This window comes from Streptomyces sp. NPDC029138 (assembly GCF_055564375.1).
This window is the reverse complement of sequence record NZ_JBVHWM010000041.1, coordinates 1-12,106: the sequence shown is the minus strand read 5'-3', so window position 1 is coordinate 12,106 and position 12,106 is coordinate 1. Positions and strand designations below refer to the sequence as shown.

12 protein-coding genes are annotated in these 12,106 nt (G+C 72.3%); 7 read left to right on the top strand and 5 right to left on the bottom strand.

Annotated elements, in window-relative coordinates:
* The first annotated feature begins 158 nt into the window (after nt 1-158).
* Both ACZ4WH_RS27515 and ACZ4WH_RS27510 read left to right on the top strand, forming a co-directional pair.
* On the top strand, nt 159-755 hold the full coding sequence (locus ACZ4WH_RS27515) for a GNAT family N-acetyltransferase (RefSeq protein WP_468185298.1): 597 nt from the start codon (nt 159-161) through the stop codon (nt 753-755).
* Nucleotides 756-857: 102 nt separating this feature from the next.
* A complete protein-coding gene (locus ACZ4WH_RS27510; RefSeq protein ID WP_468185295.1) occupies nt 858-1,811 on the top strand; it encodes an MFS transporter in 954 nt (317 codons plus the stop codon).
* Between the two features lie 4 nt (nt 1,812-1,815).
* On the opposite strand, the gene ACZ4WH_RS27505 is transcribed toward ACZ4WH_RS27510, so the two are convergent.
* Complete coding sequence (locus ACZ4WH_RS27505; protein ID WP_468185293.1) at nt 1,816-2,922, bottom strand: XdhC family protein; 1,107 nt, start codon at nt 2,920-2,922, stop codon at nt 1,816-1,818.
* 182 nt (nt 2,923-3,104) lie between these two features.
* Here ACZ4WH_RS27505 and ACZ4WH_RS27500 point away from each other — a divergent pair, with 182 nt between their 5' ends.
* Both ACZ4WH_RS27500 and ACZ4WH_RS27495 read left to right on the top strand, forming a co-directional pair.
* Nucleotides 3,105-5,168 (top strand): GTP-binding protein, encoded by a 2,064-nt coding sequence (locus ACZ4WH_RS27500; protein ID WP_468185290.1) that lies wholly within the window; start codon nt 3,105-3,107, stop codon nt 5,166-5,168.
* An 88-nt stretch (nt 5,169-5,256) separates the two neighbouring features.
* On the top strand, nt 5,257-7,113 hold the full coding sequence (locus ACZ4WH_RS27495) for an endoglycosylceramidase (RefSeq protein ID WP_468185287.1): 1,857 nt from the start codon (nt 5,257-5,259) through the stop codon (nt 7,111-7,113).
* Between the two features lie 61 nt (nt 7,114-7,174).
* Here the strand turns inward: ACZ4WH_RS27495 and ACZ4WH_RS27490 are convergent, their stop codons facing one another.
* Nucleotides 7,175-8,428, bottom strand: a complete 1,254-nt coding sequence (locus ACZ4WH_RS27490; protein ID WP_468185285.1) for a YncE family protein — start codon at nt 8,426-8,428, stop codon at nt 7,175-7,177.
* A 137-nt stretch (nt 8,429-8,565) separates the two neighbouring features.
* Here ACZ4WH_RS27490 and ACZ4WH_RS27485 point away from each other — a divergent pair, with 137 nt between their 5' ends.
* Complete coding sequence (locus ACZ4WH_RS27485; RefSeq protein ID WP_468185283.1) at nt 8,566-9,225, top strand: TetR/AcrR family transcriptional regulator; 660 nt, start codon at nt 8,566-8,568, stop codon at nt 9,223-9,225.
* Between the two features lie 124 nt (nt 9,226-9,349).
* The gene (locus ACZ4WH_RS27480) at nt 9,350-10,375 is read left to right on the top strand and encodes an alcohol dehydrogenase (protein ID WP_468185280.1); all 1,026 of its coding nucleotides are present in this window, start codon (nt 9,350-9,352) and stop codon (nt 10,373-10,375) included.
* 7 nt (nt 10,376-10,382) lie between these two features.
* On the opposite strand, the gene ACZ4WH_RS27475 is transcribed toward ACZ4WH_RS27480, so the two are convergent.
* Complete coding sequence (locus ACZ4WH_RS27475; RefSeq protein WP_468185278.1) at nt 10,383-10,574, bottom strand: hypothetical protein; 192 nt, start codon at nt 10,572-10,574, stop codon at nt 10,383-10,385.
* A gap of 69 nt (nt 10,575-10,643) precedes the next feature.
* Here ACZ4WH_RS27475 and ACZ4WH_RS27470 point away from each other — a divergent pair, with 69 nt between their 5' ends.
* The gene (locus ACZ4WH_RS27470; protein WP_468185275.1) at nt 10,644-10,913 is read left to right on the top strand and encodes a hypothetical protein; all 270 of its coding nucleotides are present in this window, start codon (nt 10,644-10,646) and stop codon (nt 10,911-10,913) included.
* Between the two features lie 9 nt (nt 10,914-10,922).
* Here the strand turns inward: ACZ4WH_RS27470 and ACZ4WH_RS27465 are convergent, their stop codons facing one another.
* Both ACZ4WH_RS27465 and ACZ4WH_RS27460 read right to left on the bottom strand, forming a co-directional pair.
* Nucleotides 10,923-11,258 (bottom strand): hypothetical protein, encoded by a 336-nt coding sequence (locus ACZ4WH_RS27465; RefSeq protein WP_468185272.1) that lies wholly within the window; start codon nt 11,256-11,258, stop codon nt 10,923-10,925.
* On the bottom strand, nt 11,255-12,106 hold an 852-nt coding region (locus tag ACZ4WH_RS27460; protein WP_468185270.1), incomplete at its 5' end, for a cytochrome c oxidase subunit I. The genes ACZ4WH_RS27460 and ACZ4WH_RS27465, both read right to left, overlap by 4 nt.

Genomic DNA, 12,106 nt, shown 5'->3' with positions numbered 1-12,106 from the left:
TGGCGGATGCGCCGACGAACTCCCCGCTGTGGCAGGATGCGCGGGTGATCTCCCGGTGGGGCGGGGGCGTTGATGGATTCCCGCCGTGGCGGACGCGCCGGTGATTCCTCGCTGTGGCGGACGCGCCGACGAACTCCCCGCTGTGGCAGGATGCGCCGGTGATCTCCAGCTCCGGCATACCCGCTGTCGTCCCCCCGGGCCGCCTCGCCGAGCCCGATCAGCCTGTGCTGTCGCTGGCCGGTGGCCTGGAGCTGCGGCCCTGGCAGCTGACCGACGCCGACGCGGACGCCCTGCTCACCGCCGGGCAGGACCCGGACATCAGCAGGTGGAACCTGTTCTCCGTCGCCGACCGCGCGGAGGCCAGGGCCCGGATCGAGCGCCTGCACGCGCGCCGGCGGGCCGAGACCGGTGCCATCTGGGCCATCGCCCCGCACGGCGGTGCGGCCGTCGGCCTCGCCGGACTCAACGGCGTCGACCTCGCCGCCGGCACCGCCGAGGTCCTCTACTGGCTGCTGCCCCCGGCACGCGGAGCGGGCCTCGCCGTCCAGGCGGCGCGCCGGCTGAGCCGGTGGGCCCTGGACGACCTCGGTCTGCACCGCCTGACCCTGTGCCACTCGGTCGCCAACCCGGCGTCCTGCCGGGTCGCCGGGAAAGCCGGGTTCACCTACGAGGGCACCCAGCGCAGCGCTCTGCTGCACACCGACGGCTGGCACGACCAGCACCTGCACGCGCGCGTGGCCGGAGACCCCGACTAGCACGCCCCCATCGGTACGCGGCGGGGATTGTCAGTGCCGGCTGGTAGCCGTGGTGTATGGCCCACTCACGCCCACTCACCGGCAACGCTCCTGCGGCGCGCGGTGCGTCCCGCCTCGCGCGCCGGTTCCCCGTACACGGTCCTCGTCGTCATGTGCGCCGGGTACTTCCTGGTGCTGCTCGACGTCACGATCGTCAACGTCGCCCTGCCCGCCATCGGCTCCGGCCTGGGCACGGACGTCGGCGGCCTCCAGTGGGTCGTGGACGGATACGCGCCGGCCCTCGCGTCGGTGATGCTCACCAGCCGCACGGCGGGGGACCGGTACGGCCACAAGCGGGTCGTGCCGGCCGGGCCGGCCGTGTTCGGCGCCGGGTCCCTCGGCTGCGGCCTCGCCCCGGGGGTGCCCGTGCTGGTCGCCGCCCGGGTGGTGCAGGGCACAGGCGCCGCGCTGCTGCTCCCCGGCACGCTGGCCGTCATCGGCCGGGCCTTTCGCCACCCGGCCGAGCGGGCCCGCGCCATCGGTGTCTGGGCCGGCATCGGCAGCCTCGCCCTGCCCGCGGGCCCGCTGCTCGGCGGCGCGCTCACCGACGGGCTGGGCCGGCGGGCGATCTTCCTGATCAACGTACCGATCGTGCTCCTCGCCCTGGTCCGCTCCCTCGCCGTCGTCCGCGAGAGCCGGGAGACGGCGGCCCGCCCGCTGGACCTGCCGGGGCTGCTGCTCGGCGGGGCGGCCCTGTTCGCGACGACGTTCGCCTTCATCGAGGGCGGCCGGTCCGGGGCGACCGCCCCGGACGTGCTCGCGGCGGCCGTCGTCGCCGTACTGGCCCTGGTGGCCCTCGCCACGGCCGAACGGCGGCGCGGCGACACCGCGATGGTCCCGCCCGCGCTGCTGCACCGGCCGGCGTCCGGCGCGTCCAACACCACCGCCGGCATCATGAACCTGTGCACCCGGGCACCCGCCGGCACCACCGCCGGCACACCGACGGACACCGAGACCACCCCGTCGGCCCCCGCCCTGCGCACGCCGCGGCAAGCCCGTCACCCCACCCCCCGGTAACCCGTCACCCCACCCCCCGAGGATGGATCGCCCCGCTCGTCCCACTCAGCGGTGTCCCGGTGCCGCCCCATCTCAGGGCCACGATCTCCGCCGCCACCGACACCGCCACCTCCTCCGGTGTGCGGGCGCCGAGGTCCAGGCCGAGCGGGGAGCGCAGGCGGGCGAGTTCCTGGTCGGTCAGGCCGGACTCGATCAGACGGCCGAGCCGGTCGTCGTGGGTGCGGCGGCTGCCCATCGCCCCGATGTACGCCGCCGGGCGCCGCAACGCCTCCAGCAGCACCGGCACGTCGAACTTCGGGTCGTGGGTCAGGACGCAGATCACCGTTCGCTCGTCGGTGTGCGTGCCGCGCAGATACCGGTGCGGCCAGTCCACGACGACCTCCACGCCCTCCGGGAACCGGCGGGGCGTGGCGAACACCGGCCGGGCGTCGCACACGGTGACCCGGTAGCCGAGGAAGTCGCCGATCCGGGCCACGGCGGCGGCGTAGTCGATGGCGCCGAACACCAGCATGCGCGGCGGTGGCGCGAAGGACTGGAGGAACACCGTGACGGTGTCCTCGCGGCGCTCCCCGTGCGGGCCGTAGTGCCGCAGACCGGTCACGCCGAGGGCTAGTTCGCCGCGCGCGTCGGCGGCGACGGCCGCGTCGAGCCCCTGAGTCCCCAGACTGCCGGCGGCGGTCCGCGGCCACACCGCGAGGGTGGCCCCGCGCGGCGCCGGCCCGTCGACCACGGTGGCCACGGTGACCGGCTCACCGCCCGCCACGGACGCGGCGACCGCGCCGAACGCCGGATCCCGGGCCGGGGTCACCGGCCGTACCAGCACGGTGATCTCACCGCCGCAGGTGAGCCCGACCGCGAAGGCGTCCTCGTCGCTGTAGCCGAAGGTCTCCAGCCGTGCCGCGCCGGTCTCGACGGCCTCCTGGGCCAGCTCGAACACCGCGCCCTCCACACAGCCGCCGGACACGCTGCCGACCACCTCGCCGTCCGGGCCGACCGCCAGCGCGGCGCCGGGCCCGCGCGGCGCGCTGCGGCTGACCGCGACGACCGTGGCCAGCCCGAACGGCACCCGGGCGGCGTACCACCGGTCCAGCACCGCGAGAATCTCACGCATCGTCGGCTCCTCGGCTCACACCTGGCACGGCATCTGGTTGAACGTTAATCCGTTGGCGGTGCGGCGGCCGTTCTGCTGCACTGCACCGGTCGAGTTCCCGAGAGAACCAGGAGCGATCATGCGCGCACCGTTCATGTCCGGCCCGGAAGGAATCGCCCACTCTCTCAAGGACATGACGCTTCGTGCCATTGCTCAATCTGGGAATCCTCGCCCACGTCGACGCGGGTAAGACGAGCCTGACCGAACGGCTCCTGCACACCGCCGGAGTGATCGACGAGATCGGCAGCGTCGACGCCGGCAGCACCACCACCGACACCCTCGCGCTGGAGCGGCAGCGCGGCATCACCATCAAGTCCGCCGTCGTCTCCTTCCCGCTCGACGGTGTCACCGTCAACCTCATCGACACCCCTGGTCACCCGGACTTCATCGCCGAGGTGGAGCGGGTGCTCGGCGTGCTGGACGGCGCCGTCCTGGTCGTCTCCGCCGTCGAAGGCGTCCAGGCGCAGACCCGCGTGCTGATGCGCACCCTGCGCCGGCTGCGCATCCCCACCCTGGTCTTCGTCAACAAGATCGACCGGCGGGGCGCCCGGGACACAGCCGTGCTCCGCCAGATGGCGCAACGGCTCGCCGTACCGCTCGTCCCCACGGGGGCCACCACCGGACTCGGTACGCGCGCCGCCCGCTTCCTGCCCGGCCTCGGCCCGGCCGCGCTGGAGGCACTGGCGGACCAGGACGACGGCCTGCTCGCCGCCTGTCTCGACGGCGCAGTCCCCGAGGCCCGGCTGCGCCGCGCCCTGGCGGCACAGACCCGGACCGCCTCCGTCCATCCGGTGTACTTCGGCTCCGCGATCACCGGCGCGGGCGTGCCCGAGCTGGTCGACGGCATCCAGCGCCTGCTGCCCACCGCCGCCGGCGACCCGGGCGGCCCCCTGTCGGGCACGGTCTTCAAGGTCGAGCGGGGACCGGCGGGGGAGAAGGTGGCCTACGCCCGCCTGTTCTCCGGCACCCTGCGCGTCCGCGACCGCGTCCCGTTCGGCGACGGCCACCTGCGCACCCGCACCGGCGCGGACGGCCGCAAGGGCACCCGCACCGGCACAGACGGCCGCAAGGGCACCGGCACCGGGCACACCACCACCGGAGGCGAAGGCCGCGTCACCGCCCTCGCCCTCTTCGACCACGGCACCGACACCCGCGCGGACAGCGCCGGCGCGGGCCGCATCGTCAAGGTGTGGGGCCTCGGCGGCATCCGGATCGGCGACGCGCTCGGCAGGCCGGGACGGTCGTACGAGCACCACTTCGCGCCGCCCACCCTGGAGACGGTCGTCGTCCCCGGCCCCGGCGCGGACCGGCGCTCCCTGCACCTCGCGCTCACCCAGCTCGCCGAACAGGACCCGCTCATCGGCGTCCGCCACGACGAGCTGCGGGGGGAGACCTCCGTGTCCCTCTACGGCGAGGTGCAGAAGGAGGTCCTCCAGGCCACCCTCGCCGACGAGTACGGCCTGGACGTCACCTTCCGCGAGACGACGCCCCTGTGCGTGGAACGGCCGGTCGGCACCGGGCACGCCGTCGAGTTCAACAAGAAGGACGCCAACCCCTTCCTCGCCACGGTCGGCCTGCGCGTCGACCCCGCCCCGGCCGACTCGGGCGTGGCGTTCCGGCTGGAGGTGGAGCTGGGCTCGATGCCGTACGCCTTCTTCAAGGCGGTCGAGGACACCGTCCGGGAGACGCTCGGCCAGGGGCTGCACGGCTGGCAGGTCACCGACTGCACGGTCACCATGACCCACTCCGGCTACTCGCCCCGGCAGAGCCACGCGCACCAGGGCTTCGACAAGAGCATGTCGAGCACGGGTCACGACTTCCGGGGCCTGACCCCGCTGGTCCTGATCGAAGCGCTGCGCCGGGCCGGCACCCTGGTGCACGAGCCGATGCACCGCTTCCGCCTGGAGGCGCCGGCCGACGCCCTCGGCGCACTGCTGCCGGTGCTGGCCCGGCTCGGCGCCGTACCGGAGACCACCGGCACGCACGGCGCCGCCTGTGTCCTGGAGGGCACCGTGCCGGCCGCCCGGGTGCACGCGCTGGAGCAGCGGCTGCCGGGACTGACCCGGGGCGAGGGCGAGCTGGAGACGGCCTTCGACCACTACGCGCCGGTCACCCGTGGCACGGTCCCCGAACGTCCGCGCACCGACCACAACCCGCTGAACCGGAAGGAGTACCTGCTGAACGTGACGCGGCGCATCGGCGAGTGAGCCGGTCACCGGCAGCTGACTCACAGTCAACTTACTGACAAGTCAGAAGCTATTGACGCTGCCCGCACCCCGTCGGACTGTGGTGGACATGCCGAACATCCGGGTACGTCTGCTGGCTGTCCTGGTCGTCCTCTGCGGATTCCTGACGGTGGCGGGAGTGCCGCCCGCCACCGCCGCCACCCCTTCCGACTCCCTCTGGTTCGACGGCGCCCCGCTGACCGTGCGGGACGGCCGGTTCACCGACGGCCAGGGCCGCGAGATCGTCCTGCGCGGCTACAACGTCTCCGGCGAGACCAAACTGGAGGAGAACGGCGGCCTGCCGTTCGCCTCGGTCGCCGACGCCCGCACGTCCGCGGCCGCGCTGCGCGCCCTCGGCGGCGGCAACGCGGTCCGCTTCCTGCTCTCCTGGGCGCACGCCGAACCGGTGCGCGGCCAGGTGGACACCGCCTATCTGGCCGCCGCCACCGAGCAGATCCGCGCGTTCCTGGACGCCGGCATCCGCGTCTACCCCGACTTCCACCAAGACCTGTACTCCCGGTACCTGTTCGACGCGGGCAGCTGGTACACCGGCGACGGCGCCCCCAAGTGGGCCGTGGACGCGGGGAGTTACCCGAAGGAGTCCTGCGGCATCTGTCTGTTCTGGGGCCAGAACATCACCCAGAACGCGGTCGTGCAGAGGGCCCAGTACGACTTCTGGCACAACACCCACGGCCTCCAGGACGCCTTCCTCGCCACCGCCCGGACCACCATGGCCTACCTGAAACAGCACCTGGACAGCGCGGAGTTCGCGGGCATCACCGGCTTCGACCCGTACAACGAGCCGTATGTGGGCAGCTACGACTCCGGGCAGACCTCCCGCACCTGGGAACGCGATCTGCTCTGGCCGTTCTACGTCAGGTTCCGCGCCCGCATGGACGCCGCCGGCTGGCAGGACAAGCCCGCCTTCGTCGAGCCCAACCTCTTCTGGAACGCCAACATCTCCACACAGAAGCAGGAGGGCGGCCTGCTGGACGCGGGCACGCTCGGCCCGGGCTATGTCTTCAACACCCACTTCTACGACCAGAAGGCCATCTCCGGCATCCTGATGTGGGGCAAGGCGGCCGACGGCCAGTACGCCGGCGACTTCGCCGCCGTCCGCGACCGCGCCTCGGCCGCCGGCACCGCGGCCATGGTCAGCGAGTTCGGCCACCCCCTGTCCGGCACGGTGTCCGACAAGGCGCCGACCGTTCTGAAGGCCATGTACCAGGCCCTCGACTCCCGTCTCGAAGGGGCGGGTTGGTGGACCGCCCCGGCCTCCTCCGGCCCGGTGCTGTCCGGCACCCAGTGGCAGTGGGACCTCTACAACGGGCGGCACCACGAGCTGATGAACGGCAACCCCGGCAAAGTGCTCACCTCCGGAGACGCCTGGAACGACGAGGACCTCTCCGCCGTACGGCTCGACGACTCCGGGAAGGCGACCCTGCGCCAGGACGCCCGCCTCCTGGACCGCGTCTACCCGAGCGCCACGGCCGGCACCACCCTCGCCTTCACCTACGAGGACCGCTCCCGCGACGGCTCCACCACCCTCACCTGGAACCCGGTGCCGGGTTCCCTGCCGAACGTGGCGAAACTGGTCGGCTCCGGCCAGTACGGGCTGCTGGTGTGGCGCTCCGGCGGCGGCACCGCACCCACCGAACTCCACCTGCCGGCGTCCTTCCCGTCCGCCGCCACCACGGTCGTCTCCGACCTCGGCACGGTGTACGCCCCGCCCGCGTACACCGCCGCCACCCCGGTCGGCGTGGCCCCGGAGCCCGGCGGCACGGGCAGCCGCCGGCTGCTGCTGACCGACACGGACTCGGGTGTCCCGCACTACGCGCTGGTCACCAACCACGCCACGGCGCCCTCCGCGGAACTGCTGAGCGCGGCGAAGGCCGAGCTGTCCGCGTGGGCGGCGGCGCGCTTCTGACGGCGGAGAAGTGGCCTCCGGAGTGAGTGGGGCACCCTGGAGGCCACGGCTCGGTGGAGCGTCAACTCCCGCTGGGACCCGTCCAGTCGGCCTGGACATGGCCCAGCCGGACGCGCTGCGGGTGGTCGCCGACCGGGACCGACGTCACCTTCCTGCCGGTGGCGAAGTCGATCGCCGTCACCTGGTCGGCGCCGCTCTCGGAGACGATGCAGTCCTTGCCGTCCCCGCTGACCGTCGCCCAGTACGGCTTGGACGTCGTGACCAGCGGGCCCTCCTGGAGCGAGGCCCGGTCGACCACGGTCGCGTAGTCGTCCATGGTGCCCGCGACGCACAGCTTGGTGCCCTCGGGGTTCATCGAGATGCCGTGGTGCCGCGAGTCGTTGACCCAGGTGGTGCGGTCCTCGCTGGTCGCCGGGTTCTTCGGCAGCGTCTTCATCCGGGTGATCTTGTCGGTGGCGACGTCGTACTCAAGGAAGCCGTTGAAGAACGACACCTGGAAGTACAGCTTGGACTCGTCGGCGGAGAACACGGCCGGGCGGACCGCGTCGGAGAAGTCCTTCAGCCCGAACGCGTCCAGTCGCTGCCGCATGTCGACGACCTTGACCTGCTTGTACGTCGTCGCGTCCACGACGGTGATGTGCCGGTCGCCCTTGGTCCAGTCCCAGCCGGGGCTGTCCAGGTCGGTGTTGACGTCACCGATGGACATGTTCCAGATGTACTTGCCGTCCTTGGTGAAGATGTTCTCGTGCGGCTTGTCGCCGGTCGCGAACGACCCGAGCTGCTTGCCGGTGTCGATGTCCAGGACGTGCACGGTGTTCGCGGTCGAGGCGGAGACCGCGACCCGGGTGCCGTCCGGGGAGACCGCCATGTGGTCGGCGCGGTAACCGGCCACCGGGAAACGCCAGTTGACCTTCCCGGTGGCGAGGTCGAGCGAGACGACGTCCGCGAAACTCGGCCGGGACACCACCACCGACCTGCCGTCGGGTGTGGAGTACATGTCGTCGGCGAACTGGTCGTGGCCCTCGCCGACGCTGTTGCGGATCGCCTGGAAGTAGATCCACTTGATCGGGTCCGCGTTGATCTCCGCCATCCGCGCGTCCTTGTCCGGGATGACGTTGATCCGGCCGATCTTCGCGAAGTCGCCGGAGGAGCGGATGACATCGGCGGCGCCGTCCCAGTTGTTGCCGACGAACAGCACCTCGCGCAGCCCGTCGGGGGCGGCGGAGCTTGCGGAGGCGGCGGTCGCCGGGGCGGCGACGGTCAGGACGAGGGCGGCGGCCACGGAGCACAGGTGCCTGGTTCTGGAGGCAGCCATGACGGCTCTCTTTCCTCGGGGGAATCTGAACACGGGTGCTTTCACAGTGAACTTACTGAAAAGTAAGGAGGGGGCGGCCTTCTCGACAAGATGTGTGCACGACAAGATTGGGAGGATCGGGTGACGGAGGGGGACGCGTGGAGGGCAGGCTCAGAGCGCCGACGGGACGCTACGGCGGCCGGTCCGCCGAGGAACGGCAGGCCGAGCGCCGCCGCCGCTTCCTGGACGCGGCACTGCGGCTCTTCGGTGACACCCCCGGCTACCGAGCCACCACGGTCGCCGCGCTGAGCCAGGCCGCGGGCCTGTCCACGCGCCAGTTCTACGAGGAGTTCCGCACCCTGGAGGACGTCCTCGCCGCACTCCACCTCCAGGTCAACGGCTGGGCCGAACAGGCCGTCCTGGACGCCCTCGCCGACGCGGACGGGCTGCCGCTGGCCGAGCGCGCCACCGTGCTCTTCCGGGCCTATGCCCACGGCGTCACCCGCGACCCGCGCCGCATCCGCATCGCCTTCGTGGAGATCATCGGCGTCAGCCCCCGGCTGGAGGAGCAGCGCCTCGCCCGCCGGGCCCGCTGGGTCGACCTGATCCGCGCCGAGGCGGACGCGGCCGTCGTCCGCGGGGAGGCGGCGCCGCGCGACTACCGCCTGGCGGCCACCGCCTTCATCGGCAGCGTCAACGGCCTGCTGCACGACTGGAGCGCCGGCTGGGTGGACGCCACACTGGACGAGGTGGTGGACGAGCTGGTCCGGCTGCTGCTGGGAATGCTCCGGCCGGAGGGCTGGCGGCCCGGCGCCTGACACAGGGCTTGTGGAACCGGGCCCCGCAGGTGAACGGGGGTACGGTCCGTTCGGCGCGCGGGATCGGGCCGAAGCTGCTCTGCTGGGTCTGTGGGGGCTGTCGTACCCGTTCCCGGAGAGAGCCATGAGTACCTATCGAGCCGCGCAGGTCACCGCTCCGAACGGCACCTTCGAACTGGTCGAACGCGAGGTCCAGCAGCCGGGACCCGGCCAGGTGAGGATCGCCGTGGAAGCGTGCGGGGTCTGCCACAGCGACGCTCTCTTCGTGAGCGGCGGACTACCGGGCGTGTCGTTCCCGGAAGTGCCCGGACACGAGATCGCCGGACGCCTGGAGGAACTGGGTGACGGCGTGCGGGAGCGGGGCTGGCAGGAGGGCGACCGGGTGGCCGTCGGCTGGTTCGGCGGCAGCTGCGGCCACTGCACGCCCTGCCGCGAGGGCGACTTCATCGTGTGCCAGAACCTGAAGGTCCCCGGATGGGCCTACGACGGCGGCTTCGGCGAGAAGGTGATCGCACCCGTCGACGCCCTGGCCCGGATTCCCGAGGCGCTCGCCCCGAGCGACGCGGGGCCGATGGCCTGCGCGGGCGTGACCACGTACAACGGACTGCGGCGCAGCTCCGCCCGGCCCGGTGACCTGGTCGCGGTGCTCGGCATCGGCGGCCTCGGTCACCTCGGCGTGCAGTACGCCGTGGCCATGGGCTTCGAGACCGTGGCGATCGCCCGGGGCTCCGGGAAGGCCGACCTCGCCAAGCGACTGGGCGCCCACCACTACGTCGACAGCACCTCCGGCACCCCGGTCGCCGAGGCGCTGCAATCCCTCGGCGGCGCCAAGGTCGTCCTGGCCACCGCGGGGAACTCCGAGGCCATCACGGCCACCGTGGACGGCCTGGCCCACCGGGGCGAACTGGTGGCCATCGGCGCGGACACCGCACCCCTCGGCATCAGCCCGGCCCAGTTGCTCATGGCCGCCCGCGTCGTGCGCGGCCATCCGGCCGGCACCTCGCAGGAAGTGGAGGACACCATGGCCTTCAGCGCCCTGCACGGTATCCGCCCCATGACCGAGAACGTGCCGCTGGACGACGCGGACGAGGCGTACCAGAAGATGCTCTCCGGCGGCGCCCGCTTCCGGATGGTGCTCACCCCCGGCTGACGCCCCGTCAGCCCGACAGCCGGTCCAGCGCGCCGCCGCCCCGGAGCGAGGCGCCGTCCCCGCCCGGGACCGGCGCGCCCCGGGGGCGGCGTGTGAGGATCGGCGGCGCCGAGGCCGCGAGCAGCGACCACACCGCGTCCGCCCCCGGCCAGTACACCGGGGTGACCGCCGCGCGCACCGGCCTCGACGTGGCCGACATCGCCTACACCAAGCCGGCTCCGCCGCCGTCACCGGCACCGTCCAGGTCAACGGCCAGACCCCGACGACGGTGTCCTTCCCGCCCACCGGCGCCACCCAGGACACGGTCTCGGTCCAGGCCCACCTCACTCGGGGGACCGCCAACTCCGTCGTCCTCACCGGCGGTCCGGCCCTCGGCACCCTCACCGTGCGCCCGCTGCCCGGCACCGACGCCACCCTGCTCGTCGGGACCCAGTCCGCTCGCTGCGCCGACGTGTACGACAACACGATCGGCAACGGCACCCGGGCCGAGCTGTGGGACTGCAACGGCGGCGCCAACCAGAAGTGGTCCCGGGCCTGACCGGCGGCCCTACGCGGCGGCGGACACCACCAGGGCCGCCGCCGCGAGCACCGCGCACCCGAGCACACAGCAGGCCAGCAGCCGGCGGCGCAGCGCCCGGTAGCGCGACTCGTACGCCTGCCGCAGCTCCTGCGCCCGCTCGGCCGTGCGGTGCCACGAGCGCCGGGCCAGCGCCAGGTACTCGTCTTCGAACTGCCGCTCCACGTCCTCCCGTTGGCTGTCGGTGAGCCAGCCCAGCCGGGAGCTGAGCCGTACCGCGGCGGTACGGCCCTCCTCCCGCGCGGCGACCAGCAGCAGATGACCCTCGACCTGCCGGACCAGGTCCCGCTCGTCGTGGGCCGTCACCGCGCGGTCAACTCCGGCTCCCGCGACGGGACGTCGGGGTGGTGCAGGTCGAACGCCGGGGATTCGCTGCGGATGCGCGGCAGGGTGAGGAAGTTGTGCCGGGGCGGCGGGCAGGAGGTCGCCCACTCCAGGGAGCGGCCGTAGCCCCACGGGTCGTCGGTCTCGACCGGCTTGCCGTACCTGGCCGTCTTCCAGACGTTGTAGAAGAACGGCAGCAGGGACGAACCGAGCAGGAACGAGAAGACCGAGGAGACCGTGTTGAGCGTGGTGAGCCCCTCGGCCGCGAGGTAGTCCGGAATCCGGCGCTGCATGCCCTCCGCGCCCAGCCAGTGCTGGACCAGGAAGGTCCCGTGGAACCCGATGAACAGCGTCCAGAAGGTGATCTTGCCGAGGCGCTCGTCCAGCATCTTGCCGGTCCACTTCGGCCACCAGAAGTGGAAGCCGGCGAACATCGCGAAGACGACCGTACCGAAGACCACGTAGTGGAAGTGGGCCACCACGAAGTACGAGTCGGAGACGTGGAAGTCGATCGGCGGCGAGGCCAGCATGACGCCGGTCAGACCGCCGAAGACGAACGTGACGAGGAAACCCATCACCCACAGCATCGGCGTCTCGAACGACAGACTTCCCTTCCACATGGTGCCGATCCAGTTGAAGAACTTCACCCCGGTCGGGACGGCGATCAGGAAGGTCATGAAGGAGAAGAACGGCAGCAGCACACCGCCGGTGACGTACATGTGGTGGGCCCACACGGTCACGGACAGACCGGCGATCGCGATGGTCGCGGCGATCAGACCCATGTAGCCGAACATCGGCTTACGGGAGAACACCGGGATCACTTCGCTGAT